We start from the raw sequence: 21258 nt of genomic DNA, 5'->3' as shown, positions 1-21258 counted from the left end.
AATCTGTGAGTCGTTTGGTTAAGCTTCTGATGAGTCTGCTTCAGACACATCGTCGGAAATTGGCGTGACGCTAAACCAATCAATATAGGCATTTTCCATATCCAATACTTTCAACTTGAAGTGATCCAAGGTGACTTCGTCGTTGACTTTAATATCGGCGTGGTGCAGCATCACAAAGCCCGTTAAGGTGACCACGTCAGAGTCGTCGAAGTCGGGCATGTCTTGTTGGAAGTAGCGTTCAAAATCGTAAAGGGTGATTTTGCCGTTTACCCGGTAGCTACCATCTGCTTGTTGTTTGACATATTCTTCGGAAGGTTTTTCATTTTCATCCCGAACCGTTCCGAATAACTCTTCGTAAATGTCCCGGTCCGTAATAATCCCGCTGGTACCACCATATTCGTCCACAACCACCACGATAGGGGTTTGTTTTTGAACCATTTGGGCTAATACTTTTTGGATCGACGCGGTTTCGGGAACGGTGACAATGTTGCGCAATAGTTTTTTAGCGCGGACTTGATCGTCAGTTTCGGCTTGTTTGATCAAGTCATAGTTATAAACGTAACCGAGAATGTCGTCCTTATCGTTATCTTTAACCACGGGAAAGCGGCTAAAGCCAACTTTGACGTAAAGATCAATGACTTCCGCTACGGTTGCAGTGGCATCCACCACGGTTAAAGAAGTGCGGTCGATCATAATATCTTTGGCGACTTTATCGTTCATTTCAAAGGCGCGTTCCATATAAATATAGTCGTTCCGCTCTAATTGACCGCCTGAAACGGCATTACGGGATAAATTCAAAATTTCAGCTTGCGAGTAAGTGTCGTTTTCTTCATCGGCTGGTTTTAAACCGATCAAACGCACCACGCCAGTGGAGGAGACGTTTAACAACCACACAAAAGGATAAAAGATAATATGGAAGTAATGCAATGGCGTGGTGACAAACATCATGGTTTGCATCGGCATGTCGATACTGATATTTTTCGGCACGATTTCTGTGAACACCACTTCCAAATAAGTTAATACCAGGACGCCGGCGATGGCGCCAACTGCGTGTAGGACGCTGGGGCTTAGCACTTGGCGCAGATGGAAGAGGTCTACCAAAACAGTTTCAACTGTCGCTTCCCCGATCCACCCTAAAATAATCCCAGCCACACTGACCCCAACTTGGGTGGTTGATAGATATTCATTCAGGTTGTGCACCATATTCAACGCATTTTTAATTTTACGGGATTTACCGCCGCGCTTTTTCAGTTCTTCTTCCAACGCACTGGGACGCGTTTGAACCAGCGCAAACTCGGACGCTACGAAAAACGCTGCGAATAAAAACGTAATGAGCATCACGATCGCATTAATTGCGATTTGACCACTAGCCAAGAATCATTCCTCATTTCACTTGTAATTACCATCATTCTACCATGTTTAGTGGGGACTGTGCATTTTGTGGTGCGATTATGCCATGAAATGGCCGGCAATTAACAGGAACAGGCTAAAAAGCAAGGTCAAACCGGAAAAGAAGACAAAAAAGTACGCTGAACGTTGGTGATCGCTGGCAAAATCAATATTGTTCCATTCTTGTGGGTCATAAGCCACGATAACGGCGCTACCAACTTGTGGCCGGGCGGCTGAACCGTTGTTGGCCACAAAGCGAATGACATGACCGTCGATCACGGTTTCATATTGGGGATGATACATCACTTGGTTGTCGTGGCGGGAATGTGTGACGCCTACCACTAATCCATCGGCATTGGCAGTGCGGCGTTTTGCGGCGGGGTCGTAGCTGCCTAATACAATGGCCGTGATGGCTAACAGAATTGAGACCATTAAGATCACTGGTATTTTCCATAAAAAAGCGTAAGCGAAAATCAATAAGAAGCCGCTAATGGCGATGAAGAAGTTATACTGACGTAAGTTTTCAAAGCGGCTGGTGGCACGAACTTTTTCTAAAATGTGTTCTGGCAAAGCCTGTGTCTCCGCCTCCCACTGCTGCAGGCGTTGGTGACATTGGGCTTTGTGATTTGCTTTTTTACCCATCGGGATTCCTCCTTTGTTTTTTGAAAACGCTATCATTTCTAACTTAAGTTTAGGCGGATTTTGTGGCGAAAGCCAGTTTAAACCATGGTAAAATAAGGCAACGACCAAAAAAGGGGTGGGGTTATGCGACAATATTGGGGCCGATTGTGGGGCGTACTATTCGGGCTGCTGCTCGGGTTTAGCTGGCAGACCACGCAAGTGCAAGCCCGCAGTTATGAGATCACGGACTACAACATTCAAGTGAACGTTCAGAAAAATGGCAACGCGCAAGTGGCACAGCGGGTGACCTATGATTTTGATGGGGCATTTAATGGGGTGTACTATCAACAGGATGTTGCCGGCACCGGCGGCTTGTCAAACCCGTCATTATTTGTGCTGAAAGGGGAACGGTTGCAACGGTTAACGGCCAGTCCAAGTGAGCTGCCGCAAACTTACAGCACCACGCGGACAGCGAAAAATGTGAAATTCAAGGTCTATTATCCTGCGCATAATGACAACGTGACGTTTTTGTATCGCTACACTTTGAAAGATGTGGTGACCAATTGGGCGGATACCGCCGAGTTGAATTGGAAGATCATTGGGACAGGGTGGGAAGTGCCGCTGCATCAGGTGAAAATCACGGTGCAACTGCCACGCCAAAATGTGCCTAAGTTGCAAGCTTGGACCCACGGCCCGTTAAGTGGCACCACGCAGGTTAAGCGGCAAGCAGGCCGGGTGGTCATGCAAGTAAACCGGGTGCCGGCGCACACCTTTGTTGAAAGTCACCTGGTGTTTCCAACTAACGTGACGCCGCTGGCCACCAAACAGCGGGACGCCCAGCGGTTAAAAACCGTGCAGCGGCAAGAAGCGCAGTTGGCGCGGCAGGCCAATCAACGGCGCCAGCGGGCGCAGTTGATCCCAGTGCTCGTCAGTGTTGTGTTGCTGGCGCTGGCGTTGGGCCATTTAGTGTACCAAGGTCGCTGGTTCCACAAGCATCCAGCACATCGCGTCAAGCAAGGGCCACCGGTGCACAATTTTGAAATTCCGAACTTGCCAGCTGCACAAGCGCAAGGGCTTTTGGCACAAGGGGCGCCGGACACAAAAGGGCTCACCGCCTGGTTATTGGAATTAGCAGCGGCAGGTGAAATCATGATTCAACCTGAAAAAAGCGGCCGAAAAACCACTTATCGGTTAACGCAAACCGGTAAGTTAACCGCTGCACACCGAGAAGAACCGTTGTTGCGCTATTTGTTCCAAACAGTTGGGCGGCAGACCAGCGCCAAAATGAACTATACCGTGACCATGGCCCAAATTCGAACTTACGGTCAAAAGAAAAGTACCAATCCGTTGGCCACGCAGTTTGAAAAATGGCAGCGGCGTCAGGAACGGATCATTAAAGGGTTAGGCTATTACGACACGCACAATGCGGCGATTCGCACGCACGGTTGGTTGTTGGGCAGTTTGAACCTAGTGCCAACCTTAGGCGCCTTGATTGCGGCTGCTTTTAGCGCAGGGGTTTGGCGGCCAATTTTAATGGGCCTAGCCTTGTTATTGTTAGGCAGTAGTTTAGGATTGGCGTTTTACCGGCTGTGGCATTTGTCACCGTATAATCAAGCCGGCGAGCTTGAAGTGGATGCCCTGAAAGGCTTTAAGCGCATGTTACATGATATTGGCCATTTCGAGCAAAAACAAGTCAGTGATTTGATCTTGTGGGAACAAATCCTACCCTACGCGGTGGCCTTTGGCAGTGCGAAACAAGTGATCAAGGCCATGCGTACGCGATTTGACGATAATACCTTACAAACGGCCATGCCACTTTACTATCCGCTGTTTTTCGCCGGTGATTTTGGGCGGGACAGCTTTGTTGGCCAATTTAACACCGACTTTAGCACCGGCATTCAAAGTAGCAGTAGCGGCAGTAGTGGTGGCTTTAGCGGTGGCAGCTCCGGTGGTTTTGGCGGCGGTTCCGGAGGTGGCGCGTTTTAGAGTGATACACTCAAAATAACCCGCAAAGTGGCGAATGGGTCACTTTGCGGGTTATTTTAGTCTGCCGTGATTTGTTTCAGTAGCGCTAGTAAGGCCGCTTGTTGAGTAGTGTCTAGGCCGTGCACCAAACGTAATTCGGCTTGCTGGCGGCGTTTTTGAAAAGTGGCCACCACTTGTTCACCAGTCGGGGTTAGGAAAATTTGCTTATTGCGCGAATTATCAACCGGAATTTCTCGATGAATCAAGCCAGCAGTTTCCAATTTTTTAAGGAAAGCTGAAACCGTGGCAGCACGGCGGTGCATGACATTGACCACGTCTTTTTGAATCAAGCCAGGCTGCTGGCCGATGAATTGTAAGGTAATGGCTTGTTGAACGGTAACCCCAGTATCGGCTAAGGCATGCTGCAACCAAGTTTGTTGTTGTCGTTGAATCTGGCGCAGGGTATGGCTAATTTCAGTGACAGTATTCATTTGTTTCACCTCACATTTAGTTTAACAGATAAATAGTTAGAATAACAAACTGTTTGACAAATCAACTATTAAAACGTAGTATATCTAACTGTTAGTTATACGAACTATATGGAGGTAATTTTAAAATGATGACACGAACACAACAATTAACGGATCTTAACCCGAAAATCAAAGCATTCCAGGATCAATTACGGGCAAACTATGCACAGGCTAATCGGACGGTGATACCAGGCCAAATCGTTTTTGTCGGGTCATCCTTAATGGAATTATTTCCAGTCGAACAGTTTCAGCACAAGGCCAACTTGGGGTTAACCAAACAACTGTACAATCGCGGGATTCGCGCCACAACCACAGCCGACGTATTGGCGCATTTGCAAACGTTGATTTTCGACTTAAAGCCCAGCCAATTGGTGATTAACATTGGGTCAAACGATATTGGGTTTGGCGTGCCCGAGCAACAATTTTTAGCCAATTACGCTGCTATTTTAGAGCAAGTCCATGTGCAGTTGCCCACCGCGCAAATCACGGTGTTGGCGTATTATCCGGTGAATACACAGGCCGACTTTGGTGGCAAAAAAGCGACACACGACCATTTATACGCCCGTCGTTCTAATGTCACCCTTACAGCAGCCAATCAAAAAGTGGCGACGTTGGCGCAGCAGCACCATGCGGTTTTTTATAATGCCAATGCCGGGTTAACCGATACAGATGGCAATCTAAAAGCCGATTTAACGTTTGATGGGGCGCATTTATTGCCGGCTGGTTATGAAATTGTATTTCAAAATCTACTGCCACAATTGAGATCCTAAGTTTTTACGAAATCGGTCTTAAGCAGGTTTTATTCATTAGCGGATATGCTAAAGTTAGCATTAAACTGTTCGCAACTTTGAATTTTAAAATGAGGTCGATGACATGATTTTAACCATTGTAATCTTAATTTTACTGGGGCATGCCCTGTTCCGCGGGTTTCGGCGCGGGCTGGTGTTAGAATTGATTTATGCCGCCGGTTATATTTTAGTTTTGGTTTTTGCCCGGACTTATGCCAGTGCGTTAGGGGCACAGCTAGAGCGGTGGTTGACGTTGGCTAGCGTCTCGTATAGTGTGGCGTTTATGTTACTCACCAGTATTGGCTGGATCGCCATTCATTATTTAGGGCGCTTGTCGCGGGTGGTCACATTTTTGCCGGTGATCAAACAAGTGAATAGCATTGCCGGCGGCGCCGTCGGAGTAGTGATCACTTATTTGATTTTGTTTGTGGTGTTGTTGGTCAGCACCGTAATTCCCAACGCACAATGGCAGGCGCAGCTAAAGGAATCAGTGGTGGCCCAGGCCATGATCACGAAAACACCACAAGTTGGTGAGCAGTTGCTACAAAAATACTTTTTCCCAACGGGTAGCACAGACAATACCAACACCAGTGATACGGACAGTACATCAAGTTCGATTTAGCTAAGCTTTTGTCAAGTGGCGTCAAATCTGATAGAGTGAAATAGCAACAAATTCTATTTGAGAAAGCAGGTTGATTCGTCCTATGCAAGAAAAAACAGCATTGCACCCCCAAGCGCTTCCCATTACCACTGGTGATAACTTCCGTGAATTAGGCGGGTACCCGACGCAAGATGGTCGGCAGATCAAAACGCATAAAGTGTTGCGTTCGGGGCTTTTAGGCAACTTAGATGCCCATGATCTCGCCTTTTTAACTGATTATGGGGTTCGCTGGGATGTGGATTTTCGGTCACGGGATGAAGTGGAACGGCAGCCAGATCGGGTTCCTGATCAAGCCGTTTACCAATATCGACCTGTTTTTGACTATGATCAAACGCAAAATTCACAGACCATTGATGAATTAAAGCAACGTTATCAAAATCAACCGAACAGTGCCCACCAGCACATGTTGCAGGTTTATCATAATTTAGTAGCAGATCCGCATGCCAAGCAAACTTACCGGCAGTTTTTTGCAACCTTGTTAAGTAATACCAATCCAGACGAAGCGGTTTTGTTCCATTGTACCGCAGGTAAAGATCGGACTGGGTTAGGCGCTGTTTTGTTTGAAACGGCATTAGGGGTGGCGCCGGAAGTGATTTGGCAAGATTATCTCTTAACGAATCAAACGGCTGCGCCGCACATTGAAAAACGGTTGGCAGAATTAAAAGCTGCCGATGCTTCAGAAGATGTGCTCCAAAATATCCATGCTTTGTTAACAGTCCATCCGGATTATTTAAATACCGCTTTAAAAGAAATTAAAGCTGAAGCCGGCAGTGTGTCAGCATTCTTGCAGCAGGAATTGGCCCTGAGTGCCGGAGATATTCGAGATTTACAGCAACTTTATTTACAATAATCGAAAAGCAGGCTTTTCATCAGTTGATGAAAGACCTGCTTTTTTGCGTAGTCGTTTTAGGTTAGCCTTCTGAAAGGCAAGGCAATTTAACCGTTGCTTTCCGTTTTAAGCTGGTGGAAGTTACTGAAGTAGTTTAATAAGTTGAGGCTAATGAAAATAGCGGCGGAGAAAAAGATGTAACGGTAACCGCTGCTTGCCGCGACGGTGGCGCCAATCAGCGGGCCGATGATCGCACCTACCGATTGCATGGTTTGGTTATAACTGAAAATACGGCCTGTCACCGCAACCGGCGTATTTTTCGAAAGGATGATTTGGACGCTAGGGGCTAGTGCAGCATCACTGATGCCGATCAACAGGCGTAGCGTGATGACTTGCCAAATATTGTGGGTCAATCCCAGCAGCAGGTAAAAAAGCAAAGAGGCAATCAGGCCAAATAGTAGGATTTTATACTGGCCAATACGATCCCCAATACGGCCAAACAGTGGTGCAAAAAAGAGCATGACCAGGCCTGGCGCCGAGGCAACGATGCCACTAAAAATCGTGACTTGACCAGGCTGCTGAACCAGTTCCCGCACGTACAAGCTTAAAATAGGTGAAATCGACTTATCGGTGATTTGGATAATCATTGTAGTAAGCACCATGCCGAGAATAATGCGGGGCTGGGGCAGGCTTTGTCGCACCGCTTTAAAAGAAGGGGCTGGCTGGTCGGTGTGTCGGGTAAAGTATTCCTGTACCAAGCAAATCGTCAGCAGAAACACAAGCAACATGATCACGCCGGTGAGCCAGAAGACAACGCGGTAGCCTGTGTGGGCCACAATAATACCGCCGGCTAGCGGGCCTAGCAGCATTCCCGCAACGGTGCTGGTGGATAAGGTGCCCAGCACCTGTCCGGATTTTTCCTTCGGGGTGATAATGGCCATCAGGGCAATCGAGTTGCTAGTGAAACCCGAAAAGGCGCCTAGCAGCAAGCGCAACAGCAACAGCTGCCAGGTGTTAGTGACAAACCCCATTAGAAAAATGGTGATTGCCATGCCGGCGCTGGCCCGAATCAGCATTGGCCGCCGACCGTATTGATCCGCTAGCTTCCCCCAAAGTGGGGATACAATTGCGGTCATCAGGTAGGTACTGGCGAAGATCAAACCACTTTGAAAATTCAATTGTTGTTTGGTAAAAGTGCCCAGGGTGTCGATGTACAGCGAGAGAAAAGGGGCAATCAGGCTGCCGCCAATGCCAGTCATAAAGCTGCCAAACCAGAGGATCACAAGATCACGTTGCCAGAGCTCGAAGTGGGTCAATTTTTGCCGCAAGGTGCGCACGTCAGTCGCCTTCTTTCTAATCGTCCAAACTATAAACTACTAATCGTAGTCTGTCAACTTCTGTTAGTAGTTTTGTGTGAGCTATGCTAAAATAGCATCGAGAAGGTGAGCAAATGGTAAAACGAGATTTAACGCCACAGAAAATTATTGCAACTTATATGACATTAGCGACGGAGCTTGGGCTGACGAAAGTGACGTTTCCCCGCATTGCGGAACGCCTGCAGATCAAGCCGCCATCGCTGTATAATCATTTCAAAAATCTGCGCGATTTGCAGGTCCAAACGGCGATTCAATTACACCGCGCGTTAAATCAAGCGTTGACCACAGCGTTAGTTGGCCAGGCCGGCGAAGCAGCCTTAATGACGTACGCACTGACCTACCGCCAATTTGCGCAGGCGCACGCAGCGGTGTACGAATTGTTGAACACCGTCCCCAGTTTTCATAATGCTGCGTTAACCGAGGCGGGCCATGAGAATACCAATCTGTTATCCAAAATCTTGCGGCCGATGGTAAGGGACGACCGTGAGCTGTTAATTGCCAGCCGCAGTTTACGCAGTCTCATGCACGGGTACATTAATTTAAGCCAGCTCGGGTACTTTCAAAAAGATGTGCTGACGGCTGATGAGAGCTTTCAGGCAGTGGTGACCACGTATTTAGCCCAGTTACGACGGTCATCAGACTAAATAAAAATAGCCTTGTGAACTTTGAAAACCAAGTTCATCAGGCTATTTCTGATTGTGTGTCAGCTCATTGGGCATGAACCCGGTTCCGCCCACTTTGTTTGGCAGCGTAAAGGTTGCGGTCAGCTTTTTTGTAAACGTCGTTGGCACTGTAATCACCTTTTTCCACGTGGGCTTGGCCAATCGAACAAGTAATGGTCAGATTTGGGTCAGCATCTGGAAAACGCACCAATTTGAGCAGTTCCAAAAAGCGTTCACCAATTTGCATGGCTTGCTGGTGATTCAAGGTGGTGCAGGCGATAATGGCGATTTCTTCACCACCCAGTCGGTAAGCCGTTGCGGGAAACGGCAAGGTGTCTGCAAAAGCATCCAGTTCTAAGGCCAGTTGGCGTAATACGGCATTGCCACTAAGATGGCCGTAGGTATCGTTAATTTGTTTAAAGTGGTCTAAGTCGCCTTCGAATACTGAGTAAGGTTGGCCGTCTTTTTGAAATTGTGTAAATAAGGTATCTAATCTTTGATTAAAGGTGCCAAAATTGTGGACGCCAGTCAGCTCGTCAATGGTGGTGAGTGCATGCATTTTATCGGTTCGTTGCCGAGTTGTGTCCATCAGTTGATCAAATTCTAAACATAATGCGCCTAACACCAGCATGGCACCGACTTGTCGTAACCAAAATTGTAAGTCGTACTGACCTAAATGAAATTGACTGACCAGTGTGAGGACGGCTGCGGCAACGACAATCAGGCCGGCATACCGCTTAAGGCGTTGCTGGGTATTGTGTTGCGTTTGGGTCCAATAAAGCGCCCCAGCCGCAACGACCACAGCAAGGCCACCAATGAGCGACCAAGGTGCGCCGAAGATGAGATAACAAAGTGCCATCAAACCGGCAGCCACTGGTGCTTGCCAACGAAAGCCCAGCCGCAAGTTAAGCAGGTAGCCGGTGATGACCAGCAGGTTCAGGGCTGACCAATAGGGTGTAGGTGGTATTGGCTGCGTGTAAAGGGTGTTTACAATTCGGGCCAATAAATAGAGTACAAAGCCACACCCTGTCAGTATGACGAGCGGGCGCCGGTGAGCCACTACAAAAGCCGCTGCGGTACTGGCATTGAGCCAATAAAAAAATGAGATCGCACCGACCATCACAAGGCAGTCAGTGAGCAATGTTAAGATAAACGATGTACTTATTTCGGTTAATGTCATAATTTTTTCCCCAGTTAAAAGCTGTTTTTACGGTTTGGCGACAAGTGGATCGTGTCAAAATCAGTTTAATCGTTCATTAAACAGACTGATATTTTTAGATTAGCACAGTTTCCCCATAGCGGTAATTGTTATTTGATTGATGTTTCAAAAGAGCTTGACTGGTTCAGACCAATCAAGCAAAAATGACCTGATTCCAGTAAATTACGGAATCAGGTCATTTGGTTAGTCAGCGTTTAAAAACTGGACCATGACTTGATGATAAATCCGAATGGCATTGAGGTAATCTTTGATCAAAATATATTCGTCCACTTGATGGCTGGAATCATTACCAGGTCCAAAAATCACGATTGGGAAACGTTTCGCAGCGTGAATGTATTCTGACGCTTCTGTGGCGCCAACATCGGCCACTAAAGGTACTTTGTGTTGTAAGGTTTGCGCCGCAATTTTTTGCACCAGCTGCACAAACGGCGCCTTAGGATTGCCGGGCAAAGGACTTTCAGGATAATGGAAGCTGATTTTAAGCGCGGTATCTTCATTTTTGTTCAGTTCGGTGACCAGCGCGGTCATTTCCTGCATCAGATCCTTGATGGGATAGGCAGGAATCGTGCGTAAGTTACCGGATAACATGGCGCGGGCAGGGATGCTATTGATCTGGTCGCCACCGGAAATCAGCGTCACATTATGGAGTAACGGTCCTAAAACCGGGTCGACCTCGGTTTTCGTCGCCATTAAGGCCGCCATGCGTGGATAAAACTGCAATAACTTTTCAATGGCGTTCACACCTAATTCAGGTCGGGCACTGTGCGCGCCTTTTCCTTGGGCCATCACCGTATAATCGATGACGCCGCGATGGGTGTATTCCACCTTTAACTGGCTAGGCTCACCGATGATCAAGGCGTCCAAATCATCAGCAAAGCCTTGCTTGGTGAGTTGTGCCGCACCGTATTCACCGGTTTCTTCACCCACAGTGGCGAATAAGCGGATCTGGCCCTTAAACGGGGTGCCAGCGGCTAATAAGTCTAACAGCACACAAATCGCGGCGGCTAAGCCACCCTTCATATCGGTAGCGCCACGCCCGTAAACCCGATCTGGTGTGATCTGACCACTAAATGGGGGGTATTGCCAAGCTTGCGGGTTGCCTGGTGCCACCACATCCATATGGCCAGAAAAGCCGAGGATCTTACCTGGGGCTGTGCCAGTAATGGTAATAATTAAGTTCGTCCGGCCAGGACTGTATTCCACCCGGGTGACTTGCGCCGCCGCATAAGGATGAAACAGGTCCGCAATATAATCAGCAACGGCCGCTTCATTTTGGTTGATCGACTGAATTTGGATCAGTCGTTGAAGGATCGACAAAGCATTTTTTTGCTCCACCACAATCTATCCTTTCTGTCTTCACATTAAGTTACCTCTATAATAGCAGAATTTTGAGGGTGTGTTTGAAAATTTTTTAAAAGGCGCCCATTGGTGGTTGCCATCAAAAGTAGGCGCTTGTTTTGAAGTGGGACTGTTAATTGTGACAGCAGGTGCCAACAGCCGTAAAAACTGTTCTAAAGCGCTTTTCTAGCGGTTTTTTAGGCAAATCAGGGTTTGACATTGAAAAAAATAGGTGGATAATAGCAATAGGTTAACGGCATGAACTATATAGCCAGTTAACAAATCTACTTTGGGGTGGCTAAACGCTGATGCAAACCATTAAGAATCATTCACGGCAAATACTACTATTGGGGTTAGTGGTCGTGATTCCATTGCTATTATTATTTATTGCAATGAACTTTGTCTCATATGAACAACGGAATAGTACCAGTAACATTAATGTCGCCGTTGTCGATAACGATCAAAATGCAAAATTTCAAGGCAAAGTGGTTGCCTTAGGGACTGGTGTTGAAAAGAAACTGAAACACAATCACCAAGTGACTTGGCATTTTGTTTCAGAAGCAACGGCTGACAAAAAGCTGGAAGATGGCACTTATTTGATGAAAGTCACCTTACCACGTGATTTCTCAAAAAATGCGACGACGGCCTTAAGCAAAAAGCCGAAGACCAGTCAAATTAATGTGTCGTTATCAGACCATAACAACTTTGCGTCCCATTTGATCACCAGTCAAGTAGCGGACAAGTTACGGTCCGAAGTGGTTGCCAACGTGCAACAGGCTTATGATCAAACCATGTTAAGCTCGATCAAGCAGTTGGGCACTGGTGTTAGCCAAGCCCATGACGGCACGAAGAAGCTGAAAAGTGGTACGGATCAGTTGTTAGCCGGTAACAAAAAAGTGGCCAGTAACTTAGAAACGTTAGCCGATAAAATGGTTGAATTTAAAGCTGGCGGTAAAACGTTAGAAGACGGTTTGATCACGTATACTGACGGTGTGGACACTTTGGCGGCGGGAAACGTGCAATTAAATGAAGGGCTGAAAACCTTGCAAAGTAGCACACCTGCTTTAGCCAGTGGGGTCCAACAATTAGCCTCTGGTTCAAACACTTTGAACACGGGGATCGGCCAATATACCACCGGTGTGGGTCAATATACCACTGGGGTCGGGACTTACGTGAATGGCGTGGGCCAGTATACTAGCGGTGTGAACAAGTACGCCACTGGGGTGAATCAATATACCAGCGGTGTCAGCCAATTAAACAGTGGGTTAAGCACGTTAAGCGCTAATTCAAGTACGTTAAACAACGGCACCAACACCTTAGCCAGCGCAGGCAAACAAATGCCAGCTGCGATTGCAGGGCTGGCGGCTTATAATGGTAAGATCAATTCTGGCTTAAATGAAGTCAATGAAGCTTTAAGCGATAATGCCAGCAATATGAGCAAGTTGAGTACAGAAACGGCGAAATTTGATAGTTTGATCGAACAAGCGGCAGCCTTGAAGACGCAAGTGGATCAAGCCAAAGCAATCGAACCTGAATTGAATAAAATGGTCACCTTGTTAGACGGGCTACAAACCGCTAAAACATCGGCCAATGATCTAATGAGTAAGGCTTCTGAATTAACGTCAGCGCAAGCAACTATTAAGAGTTCTTTGGTTCAAATTGGCTTGAAGAACGGGATGGCTACCGGCTTACAACGGTCAGAAATCACCACCGCTCAAAAAATCGTGGACGATCCAGATGCGTCAGCTACGATCAAGCAAGAAGCCCAAAGCATTGTGAACAGCGGGAATCAAAATATTAATAATAACTTAGGCGGCATTAGCAGCACGTTGACGACCTTACAAAAAGGCGTCGGCAGTATGGAAGTGCCTGATTTAACCAGTCTGAAGGCTATTATTAACCAATTACCGAGTGACAGCGAAGTCGCCACTTTGAAACAAGAGTTAAGTGGTATGAACACCTTGTTAAATGATTCCGATACGTTACTCACGCAAACCAGCAATTTATCTGATTCAGTTGCCTTGCTGAAGACGTTGCCAGCACAAATGACCACGTTAAGCAGCAGTTTGCAACAGTTACAAGCAGCTTCAGCTAAATCAGCCAACATTGCCACTCAATTAAATAGTAGTGTGAATGGTTCTGGCGTTGATTTATCCAGTGAAGCCACGATCAATGCCACGATTAACAAGTCTAACTTTAGTAGCCAGATCGGCCAACTTGTTGCTGGGATCCAACAGTATACCAGCGGTGTGGATACAGCCGCCAGCGGTGCCAGCACATTAAATGCCAATACACCTGCTTTGACCAGTGCTTCCAGTCAATTATTTAGTGCTGAAGGTCAATTAAACAGTGGCGCCAGCCAATTGAACAGTGCGTCTGGTCAATTAACCAGCGGTGGTAGTCAGTTAACCAGTGCTTCCAGCCAATTAGTCAGCGGTGCCGGCCAGTTAGCAACTGGGTTAGGCCAACTGAATGGCAAAGTGCCTGCTTTAGTCAGTGGGGTCAATCAACTGGTCAGTGGCTCTGACCAAGTGGTTGCCGGTGGCAGTCAATTAACCGCCAACAGCAGTAAATTAGTCAGTGGTGCTGGTCAATTAGCCGATGGGGCCGATCAAGCCCAATCAGGGGCCAGCCAATTAGCAGATGGCTCAAACCAAGTGCAATCTGGGTTAAGTCAAGTTGGCGCAGGGGTGACCACGTTAAACAGCAAGTTAGCGGATGGTGCCAAGCAAGTCAGTGGCTTGAATACCAGCACGGCCAACGTGAATCACTTTGTTTCACCGGTTAAGAATTCAACGCAAGCGGACAACTTGAACAAGCCGTTAATGTCTGTTTTAGCACCACTTGTGATCTTTATGGTCTTATTCATTGGGGCTGTTTTAACGGAATTAGGCTTTAACCGTTACAGCAACAGTTTCCAAGCGCAACCATTAACCAATAAATTAGGTTATGTTGGGGCTGCAGTGGTCTTACAGGCCATTGGTATCGCCGTTGTCACCGCCTTAATGGGCGTTAGCATGGCGAACCCTGTTGCTTACCTTGGTTTCTTGATCTTAGGTAGCGCCGTCTTTACCTTGATCGTATTCAGTTTCGATCGTTGGTGGGGTACGTTGGGCGTTTTGGCAACCTTGGCCATTCTCTTTGTCCAATTGATCATTTCAGGTGGCTTATTGCCAGGCGATATGTTGTCTGGGTTATACCAAGGCTTAAGCGCCATTTTACCAGGGACTTACTTGTTAAACGGTCTGAATTATGCCTTAAACAACTTAGCCACTGGACCAGCGTTCAGCACCTTTATCTTATTTGTCTTTGCCGCAATCTTTATCTTGCCATTGATCATTAAAAAAGGGGTTATTGCCCCTAAAGCCGACTAAATATGGTACGCTAGGATTAACAAATCAAAATGAATGGTGATTCGAATGGCAGAGAAAAACGACGCATTACTTGAAAAGTATATTAACGTTTACATGTCGGTGTTTAAGTACATCGGTGACTTGGTTTCTGAACCAACGAAGCGTTACAAATTGTCTTTTGAACAGTTTTTGATTATGCGGGATGTTGAAAATAGCGAACAAGTCGGGATGTCGGATATTGCGGCTAAACGCGGGGTTACCCGCGCGGCCATTTCACGGCAGATCAAAGTGATGCTTGATCATCACTACTTGGTACAAGAACGCGATCCAATTGATCGCCGGCGACTTTACCTTCGGTTAACACCGGAAGGCAAGCAAGTCACCACAAAGATCAACCAAGCCATCCGCAAAGTCTTTGAAGGCTGGGTGGACATGCTCGGTAGCGATAAAGCCAACGACCTGCTTTCCATTATGGAAGAGGTCGGTGAAAAAATCATTCGCAAAGGCCAAGGCACACCCAAGGCTTAGCGCCAAAAAAACCAATCATCGGTGACGGTGATTGGTTTTTTGGTGTGGTTAAAGCAGGGCTAGATAATTGAAATTGTCATCCTTTGAAAGTACAGTGGAAACGCAAAGTGAGGTGCCATAAATGCCAACAAAACAAAATAATGGTCGTTTTAATGCTCGAATCGATCCCGAATTAAAGAAAAAGGGCAATCAAGTGTTAAGTGAACTTGGCTATACGCCAAGCATGATTTTAAGTGTCCTTTATAAAACACTGGTTCGTAATCAGGCGATTCCAAGAGAAATGACAATGCTTGATCCGTTAGATATTGCGACACAACAGGCCCACCAAGAAATAGCGCGAGGTGAGTATCAAACATTTGATAATGTCCAAGATTTATTGAAGGATCTACACGATGAAGATTAAGCGAACAAAAACCTTTAAAAAACAATATAAAGCGTGTCAAAAGCGTGGCTACTCGATGGCGACGTTAGATGCAGCGATTATTGCAATCGTTGAAAACGATGCAACTACCCTTAAAGCGCAGTCGGATCATGATTTAAAAGTGATCGCGAGTTACATGTCGGAGGGTCCGGGGACTGGTTACTCAGGTATCAAATCGAAAATAATCGTGTAACGTTGCGATTACTTGCAACCGGAACGCACCGCGACGTGCTAGGAATTGAATAACGCAAGCATTAGAAAAGCACGACTGAACGTGGTTTTCGTTTGCTGAATCATGTGTTGTGTTACAAAATTGCGGCGTATATTGCTTGATAAGTGAAGACTGACCGAGATGACGGAATCGTTGTCTCGGTCAGTCTTTTTTGGTTAGCCAACATGTTAGGATGATCCCCAAAACTTAACTTGAAACATCAGAAATTAAGGTACTTTTTTTGATTTTAAAGGCTATAAGTGTCAATATTTGAGATTGTCGTCAAGGCGCGTTAGGGTAACCATGAAGGGATTTTCATGAAAATAAAAGAGAGGAAGATTGAGTTGAAGACAGTTTCCTTGAAGATTATGGATGATGCAATCGAGATGAGTTTTACGGCCAATCAGGTGGACGCGCAGCCACAACAGATCATGGTGAACTACGATGCCGATCAGACGATTGGCGAAAATCTTGAGAACATTCGGGTGAAGTTAGTCGGCATTCAGTTTGACGCCATTGTGATTGAAAATCCATTGCAGTACCCTTTTTCGGATACGATCGTGGGGCTTCATCACCAGCGGATTGATATTGGGCTTGCACTGACTAACATGTTTAACGTGCCGGTATTAGCGTTACCGACGATTAAGCAAATTGGGCTGGCCAAAGCGTTGCAACAAAAGCAGGCGGCTAACAGTTGGCATTTGGATTATTACGGCCAATATCAAGGCAAGCGCAATTACGGTCAGGAAGCCATGTTGACCATTGGCAACGGCTTTTTAGGCTTACGTGGGGCTTATGTAGAGGCCCAGGCCGATGCGGACAACTACCCAGGGCTGTATGTGGCTGGGGTCTACAATCAAAATACCACCACGATCAACGGCCGGGAAGTGGTCAATGAGGATCTGGTGAATTTACCCAATGCGCAGGCGCTGGCCGTGGGTATCGATCACGAGAACCCATTTAAGATCCAGCAGCGCAATATTCGGGATATTTACCGCAGCCTAGATCTGAAAACGGGGCAGCTAACCACCACCTTAATGGTGGGCTTGAGTACGGGCCATCAATTAATGGTTCAGGCGACGAAAGTGGCGGATATGCACAATTGGCATCGGTTTACCATTCGTTACGCTGTGACCCCTTTGAACTTTGCGGGCAGTTTGCAAGTGACTGCCACCATTGATGGGAGTGTGATCAATGGCAATGTGGCGCGCTATGCCCAATTTGATCAGCATCATTTTGAGGTCACCGGTATGGCCAGTGCCGCCAATCAAGCGTTGCTAACGGGGACCACAAAAACATCTAACGTGCAGTTTGTGATCGGCAGTCAGCTGACCTCACCGCAGCAGGATGTTACCAATCAGGTGGTGACCACCACGGCAGCCAAGTCGTTAAAGCAAACCGTTGATTTAGAGGTTCAGCCAGGTCAGACTTACATGGTTGATAAAAATGTGACGATTTTTACCAGTCGTGAAAGTGAACGGTCTGCGCTAGAGGACCTAACGTGGGCGGAATTAAGTGCCAGTTCTTATGCAGATACGGCCCAAAGCACCGCTGCATTTTACCAAAAAGTGTGGCAACAAGCTGATTTTAAAATTGCTGGCGATACCATTAGTCAAAAACTTAGCCGTGTTAATGTGTTTCATTTGTTTGTCACCGGCACTGCGCTGGCGTCTGATCAGTTGGATGCGTCAGTGGGCGCCCGTGGGTTGCACGGCGAAGCCTATCGGGGCCATGTTTTTTGGGATGAAATGTTTGTCATGCCGTTTTATGCCATGCAGGCGCCTAAAATCGCTCGCGCCATGTTGTGTTACCGTTACCGCCGGTTAGACGCTGCTCGCACTTATGCGGCCAGTGAAGGCTATCAAGGTGCCATGTACCCGTGGCAGTCTGGGATGAAAGGCGATGAGCAGTCGCAATTTGTCCATTTAAACCCGTTAACCAATCAATGGGATCCGGATGAAAGTCGGCGGCAACGACATGTGTCTTTAGCGGTGGCTTACAATGTGTGGTTGTACTGGCATTTAAACCAAGATCAGGCTTTTATGCAGGATTATGGTTTGGAAATGCTGCTGTCGATTGCCAAGTTCTGGTTAAGTATGACCCAATATGATGCCGAAACCAAGCGGTATCATATTGCTGGGGTGATGGGCCCAGATGAATTTCATGAACGCTACCCAAACCGTGATGCAGAAGGGCTAACGGATAATGCGTACACCAACATGATGGTGGCTTGGCTGTTTAAACTGATTGGTCAGTTACGGCCGCAATTCAGCGACGCGGTGTTCCAAGCGGCTGCTGAAAAGGCCGATTTTGCGTTAACCGATTTAGAGCAACTGAATAAGGTTCGACGGCGGCTGACGCTGGTGATCAATGACCAAGGCATTATTGGTCAGTTTGCAGGTTACTTTGCATTACCCACCCTTAACTTTGACAGCTACCGGCAAAAGTACGGTGACATTTCCCGACTAGATCGGATCTTAAAAGCGGAAGGCAAAACACCAGATGCGTATCAAGTGGCCAAACAGGCCGATACGCTAATGGCCTTTTTCCTGTTAGATCGGGCGACCTTAGACGGGGTGATCCAGGATATGGGCTATCAATTGCCAAAAGATTATTTTGCCCAGAATTTGCAGTTTTATTTAGACCGCACCACCCACGGCTCCACGTTGTCACGCATTGTTTACGCCGTTTTAACCCGGTTGGTTGGACGGCGAGATCAGTCTTGGAAGTTATTTCACCAGGCCCTGTTTTCTGATTACTATGACATTCAAGGCGGCACCACTGCTGAAGGGATTCATTTAGGCGTGATGGGCGCGGTTTTAAATGTTGAAATGACCTTGTACGGCGGTGTGGCTCTTTTAGGCGACGTGGTCCGGTTTGAACCCCGGTTGCCCAGTCGTTGGCGAAACGTCCAGTATCACCTACAATTTCAAGGCACTGGCATTGCGGTTCAAGTAGCGCACCACCAGTTAAAACTTACTGCAGATCAAGACTTAACGGTGCAAGTGGGGACTAAAATGGTGCCCCTCAAGGCCAATGAACAGCAGACGGTGACGTACGTGCAATAAGAAGGGACTGGCCAGTCTTTTGAAATAAGATTTTGCGTTGGCAAAATAGCCCTTAGAGAACTTAGGAGGAGCCATGTTTCCCTCGTGGTGCACTTCGCCCGAGGGAATGGACATCCTCCGAAATAGGATTTTGCGGTAGCAAAATAGTCAGTAGAGCATTTAGGAGGTCGAATTTATGACAACATTTAATCAAATTAAAGGCGCCATCTTTGATCTTGATGGTGTGATTACCGATACGGCGCGCTTTCATACCCAGGCTTGGCGGCAAATCGCTGATCAAGTGGGCATCAGTTGGGATGACGCGTTACAAGAAAGTCTGAAAGGGATTGGCCGCATGGCAGCGTTGGAGCTGATTTTGAAACACGGTCATTTGGAACAGAATTTTACCCAAGGTGAAAAAGAGCGACTGGCGACGGAAAAGAATCAGCATTATTTGGCCTTAGTAGACACCTTGACACCAGCCGATATTTTGCCTGGGATGCAAGCCTTGTTAGATGATTTAGCCCAAAAAGGCTATCGTATTGCACTGGCGTCGGCTTCCAAAAATGCGCCGCGGGTGTTACAAAATTTAGGGCTAACGGCTTATTTCCCAAATGTGGTGGATCCCGCAACGTTAACCCACGGCAAGCCTGATCCAGAGATTTTCGTGAAAGCGGCCGCTAGCATTCATTTGCCGCCAGCTGCTTGTATGGGGTTTGAAGATGCGGCAGCTGGAGTCGCCGGCATTAAGGCCGCTGACGAAGTGGCTATCGGTATTGGTGACAAATGCGAATTGCGTGCGGCTGACGTGGTTTTCACCCAAACACAAGACGTGACGTTGCCTCATATTCAACAGGCCATGAATCGGAGGGATTTCCATGCCTAAAGCAGTGGTTTTCTTTGATTTAGATGGCACTTTGTTGCAGGATGATAAAACCCTCGCCATCAGTACTTTACAAGCCATTGACGCGTTGCGGGCGCAGCATGTGTTGCCGATTATTGCCACTGGGCGCAATGTGTTTGAGGTGCAATATGTGCTGGATCAAACTAAAATCGATTCAATTGTTAGTGCCAATGGCAGTTACGTTCAGTACCATGGGCAACGCTTAAGTGCAGCGGTGATTCCACCGCGTTTAGTGCAGGATTTTAATGATTTTGCTGGGTTGCAAGGGGATCCGGTGGCCTGGTATAACAACACCACCTTTGCTTTAAGTCAGGAAAATGCCGCCACTCGGGAAAATTATCGGCTATTGGGCTTAGACGCCACTGTTGACCCCAGTTGGTATCGGCACCACGATGTGAATTTTATGTTTGTTTACAACACTGACAAGGAAGCGCGTTATACCAAGCGCTTTGCCGGGCAACTGGACTTGGTCCGCAACAATGTGCGCGGGCTGGATACCATGCTCACTGGCGTGTCCAAACGCACAGGCATTTTACGCTTTTTACAAGCCGCTAACTTAGAAAACTGCCCCACTTATGCCTTTGGTGATTCGCTGAATGATGCGCCTATGTTACGCTTGGTCGATCATCCCATCGTCATGGGCAACGGCGATCCGCAAATGAAGGCCTTAGCTGAATATGTGACCACAGACAACATGCACGATGGTATTGGTCATGGACTGCGGCATTTTCACTTGATTTAGCTTGCATCGTGACGGTTTTGGGCTACTATTAAGAGTAAAACGTAGTAGAGGGGAACTTGATGATGCAGAAATTAACTACGATCCAAGCCTTATTGACCAGCGCTTTAACCGATTCGGATTTGGCGATTTATACTGGTTTAACGGCAACTGAACTTCAAAACTTACGGCAAGGCACAGCGCCAACTGCTGATCAAACCGTTGCGTTGCAACAAGCGGTGATGGTTTTAGGCCAGCCTTTAACCGGTGACCCAGCGTCACTGTTGCCTGATCAAGCTGCTAGCGCAACACTGAACATCCCTGGCACTTGGGATAGCTTAGCAGCTGCGATTCAGGAAGCAGCGAAATGGGTAAGCCAAGCCGATTTAACCAAACAATCTTTAGCCAGCAGTGGCATTGCCGTGGCGTTATTTGGGCCACAACCGTTTGCCCCAGCAGGAAAGGCTAACATGACCCAGCAGTTAACCATTACGTTTAAAAATAACACCACCGATATACCCGGCAAACTCATGGCCCACGTGACCTTTAATGGCACCACCTTTGGCAGCATTTTGGCGGTGTAGGGTTTGATTTGAAAGACGGACTGACAATTTTGTTGGTGCGTCTTTTTTGAACAAATACTGCAATCAAAGCTTAAAACAGCTGTTTATCTTTTTATCTCCTCCCTTATATAAAAC

General features: G+C 47.1%; 19 protein-coding genes and 1 pseudogene. 14 read left to right on the top strand and 6 right to left on the bottom strand.

What is annotated here, in order from left to right:
• Positions 1-18: 18 nt before the first annotated feature.
• Positions 19-1374 carry a hemolysin family protein gene (locus FC07_RS14495; RefSeq protein ID WP_057905793.1) on the bottom strand — a complete coding sequence of 452 codons (1356 nt, stop codon included), beginning with the start codon at positions 1372-1374 and terminating at the stop codon, positions 19-21.
• Between the two features lie 75 nt (positions 1375-1449).
• Positions 1450-2031, bottom strand: coding sequence for a DUF3592 domain-containing protein (locus FC07_RS14490; protein WP_057905792.1), 582 nt, complete (start codon positions 2029-2031; stop codon positions 1450-1452).
• A 123-nt stretch (positions 2032-2154) separates the two neighbouring features.
• Between FC07_RS14490 and FC07_RS14485 the strand changes: the two genes are divergently transcribed.
• A complete protein-coding gene (locus FC07_RS14485; RefSeq protein WP_057905791.1) occupies positions 2155-3996 on the top strand; it encodes a DUF2207 domain-containing protein in 1842 nt (613 codons plus the stop codon).
• A gap of 56 nt (positions 3997-4052) precedes the next feature.
• Here the strand turns inward: FC07_RS14485 and FC07_RS14480 are convergent, their stop codons facing one another.
• Positions 4053-4466, bottom strand: coding sequence for a MarR family winged helix-turn-helix transcriptional regulator (locus tag FC07_RS14480; protein WP_057905790.1), 414 nt, complete (start codon positions 4464-4466; stop codon positions 4053-4055).
• Positions 4467-4591: 125 nt separating this feature from the next.
• On the opposite strand from FC07_RS14480, the gene FC07_RS14475 reads away from it, so the two are divergent.
• From FC07_RS14475 to FC07_RS14465, 3 genes are all read left to right on the top strand, one after another.
• Positions 4592-5275 carry a GDSL-type esterase/lipase family protein gene (locus tag FC07_RS14475; RefSeq protein ID WP_057905789.1) on the top strand — a complete coding sequence of 228 codons (684 nt, stop codon included), beginning with the start codon at positions 4592-4594 and terminating at the stop codon, positions 5273-5275.
• A 103-nt stretch (positions 5276-5378) separates the two neighbouring features.
• Positions 5379-5915 (top strand): CvpA family protein, encoded by a 537-nt coding sequence (locus FC07_RS14470; protein WP_083483347.1) that lies wholly within the window; start codon positions 5379-5381, stop codon positions 5913-5915.
• 82 nt (positions 5916-5997) lie between these two features.
• Positions 5998-6804 (top strand): tyrosine-protein phosphatase, encoded by an 807-nt coding sequence (locus tag FC07_RS14465; protein ID WP_057905788.1) that lies wholly within the window; start codon positions 5998-6000, stop codon positions 6802-6804.
• An 86-nt stretch (positions 6805-6890) separates the two neighbouring features.
• Here the strand turns inward: FC07_RS14465 and FC07_RS14460 are convergent, their stop codons facing one another.
• Complete coding sequence (locus FC07_RS14460) at positions 6891-8120, bottom strand: MFS transporter (protein ID WP_235807529.1); 1230 nt, start codon at positions 8118-8120, stop codon at positions 6891-6893.
• A 113-nt stretch (positions 8121-8233) separates the two neighbouring features.
• Between FC07_RS14460 and FC07_RS14455 the strand changes: the two genes are divergently transcribed.
• Positions 8234-8803 carry a TetR/AcrR family transcriptional regulator gene (locus tag FC07_RS14455; protein ID WP_057905787.1) on the top strand — a complete coding sequence of 190 codons (570 nt, stop codon included), beginning with the start codon at positions 8234-8236 and terminating at the stop codon, positions 8801-8803.
• A gap of 64 nt (positions 8804-8867) precedes the next feature.
• Here FC07_RS14455 and FC07_RS14450 read toward each other — a convergent pair whose 3' ends face one another.
• Together FC07_RS14450 and FC07_RS14445 are read right to left on the bottom strand one after the other, a co-directional pair.
• Positions 8868-10001, bottom strand: coding sequence for a GGDEF domain-containing protein (locus tag FC07_RS14450; protein WP_057905786.1), 1134 nt, complete (start codon positions 9999-10001; stop codon positions 8868-8870).
• Positions 10002-10223: 222 nt separating this feature from the next.
• On the bottom strand, positions 10224-11378 hold the full coding sequence (locus FC07_RS14445) for an ArgE/DapE family deacylase (protein WP_235807528.1): 1155 nt from the start codon (positions 11376-11378) through the stop codon (positions 10224-10226).
• Positions 11379-11686: 308 nt separating this feature from the next.
• On the opposite strand from FC07_RS14445, the gene FC07_RS14440 reads away from it, so the two are divergent.
• The 9 genes and pseudogenes from FC07_RS14440 (at position 11687) to FC07_RS14405 (ending at position 21144) form a co-directional block, all read left to right on the top strand.
• Positions 11687-14752, top strand: a complete 3066-nt coding sequence (locus tag FC07_RS14440) for a YhgE/Pip domain-containing protein (RefSeq protein ID WP_057905785.1) — start codon at positions 11687-11689, stop codon at positions 14750-14752.
• Between the two features lie 45 nt (positions 14753-14797).
• Positions 14798-15259 carry a MarR family winged helix-turn-helix transcriptional regulator gene (locus FC07_RS14435; RefSeq protein ID WP_057905784.1) on the top strand — a complete coding sequence of 154 codons (462 nt, stop codon included), beginning with the start codon at positions 14798-14800 and terminating at the stop codon, positions 15257-15259.
• 121 nt (positions 15260-15380) lie between these two features.
• Complete coding sequence (locus FC07_RS14430; RefSeq protein WP_057905783.1) at positions 15381-15662, top strand: type II toxin-antitoxin system RelB/DinJ family antitoxin; 282 nt, start codon at positions 15381-15383, stop codon at positions 15660-15662.
• Complete coding sequence (locus FC07_RS14425; RefSeq protein ID WP_057905782.1) at positions 15652-15873, top strand: type II toxin-antitoxin system RelE/ParE family toxin; 222 nt, start codon at positions 15652-15654, stop codon at positions 15871-15873. Before FC07_RS14430 ends, FC07_RS14425 begins: the two co-directional genes overlap by 11 nt.
• Positions 15846-15926: pseudogene (locus FC07_RS16375) on the top strand (hypothetical protein); the annotation flags it as partial. The gene FC07_RS14425 and the pseudogene FC07_RS16375, both read left to right, overlap by 28 nt.
• Before the next feature lie 309 nt (positions 15927-16235).
• Positions 16236-18959 (top strand): glycoside hydrolase family 65 protein, encoded by a 2724-nt coding sequence (locus FC07_RS14420; protein WP_057905781.1) that lies wholly within the window; start codon positions 16236-16238, stop codon positions 18957-18959.
• Between the two features lie 175 nt (positions 18960-19134).
• Positions 19135-19824: a beta-phosphoglucomutase gene (pgmB, locus tag FC07_RS14415; protein WP_057905780.1), complete on the top strand. Its 690-nt coding sequence runs from the start codon at positions 19135-19137 to the stop codon at positions 19822-19824.
• Complete coding sequence (locus FC07_RS14410) at positions 19817-20584, top strand: Cof-type HAD-IIB family hydrolase (RefSeq protein ID WP_057905779.1); 768 nt, start codon at positions 19817-19819, stop codon at positions 20582-20584. The genes pgmB and FC07_RS14410 overlap by 8 nt, the downstream gene beginning before the upstream one ends.
• A 59-nt stretch (positions 20585-20643) precedes the next feature.
• Positions 20644-21144 carry a hypothetical protein gene (locus FC07_RS14405; protein ID WP_057905778.1) on the top strand — a complete coding sequence of 167 codons (501 nt, stop codon included), beginning with the start codon at positions 20644-20646 and terminating at the stop codon, positions 21142-21144.
• Positions 21145-21258 lie beyond the last annotated feature (114 nt).

The sequence above is a fragment of the Loigolactobacillus bifermentans DSM 20003 genome (assembly GCF_001434575.1).
In the GTDB taxonomy this organism is placed as follows: domain Bacteria; phylum Bacillota; class Bacilli; order Lactobacillales; family Lactobacillaceae; genus Loigolactobacillus; species Loigolactobacillus bifermentans.
The sequence above is the reverse complement of the archived record's forward strand: the minus strand, read 5'-3'. Positions and strand labels throughout refer to the sequence as shown.

Coding starts and splice junctions, on each gene's coding strand:
- FC07_RS14470 (WP_083483347.1), top strand. CDS start 5,379: ATGATTTTAACCATTGTAATCTTAATTTTACTGGGGCATGCCCTGTTC.
- FC07_RS14425 (WP_057905782.1), top strand. CDS start 15,652: ATGAAGATTAAGCGAACAAAAACCTTTAAAAAACAATATAAAGCGTGT.
- FC07_RS14490 (WP_057905792.1), bottom strand. CDS start 2,031: ATGGGTAAAAAAGCAAATCACAAAGCCCAATGTCACCAACGCCTGCAG.
- FC07_RS14480 (WP_057905790.1), bottom strand. CDS start 4,466: ATGAATACTGTCACTGAAATTAGCCATACCCTGCGCCAGATTCAACGA.
- FC07_RS14485 (WP_057905791.1), top strand. CDS start 2,155: ATGCGACAATATTGGGGCCGATTGTGGGGCGTACTATTCGGGCTGCTG.
- FC07_RS14410 (WP_057905779.1), top strand. CDS start 19,817: ATGCCTAAAGCAGTGGTTTTCTTTGATTTAGATGGCACTTTGTTGCAG.
- FC07_RS14430 (WP_057905783.1), top strand. CDS start 15,381: ATGCCAACAAAACAAAATAATGGTCGTTTTAATGCTCGAATCGATCCC.
- FC07_RS14435 (WP_057905784.1), top strand. CDS start 14,798: ATGGCAGAGAAAAACGACGCATTACTTGAAAAGTATATTAACGTTTAC.
- FC07_RS14475 (WP_057905789.1), top strand. CDS start 4,592: ATGATGACACGAACACAACAATTAACGGATCTTAACCCGAAAATCAAA.
- pgmB (WP_057905780.1), top strand. CDS start 19,135: ATGACAACATTTAATCAAATTAAAGGCGCCATCTTTGATCTTGATGGT.
- FC07_RS14450 (WP_057905786.1), bottom strand. CDS start 10,001: ATGACATTAACCGAAATAAGTACATCGTTTATCTTAACATTGCTCACT.
- FC07_RS14405 (WP_057905778.1), top strand. CDS start 20,644: ATGATGCAGAAATTAACTACGATCCAAGCCTTATTGACCAGCGCTTTA.
- FC07_RS14440 (WP_057905785.1), top strand. CDS start 11,687: ATGCAAACCATTAAGAATCATTCACGGCAAATACTACTATTGGGGTTA.
- FC07_RS14465 (WP_057905788.1), top strand. CDS start 5,998: ATGCAAGAAAAAACAGCATTGCACCCCCAAGCGCTTCCCATTACCACT.
- FC07_RS14455 (WP_057905787.1), top strand. CDS start 8,234: ATGGTAAAACGAGATTTAACGCCACAGAAAATTATTGCAACTTATATG.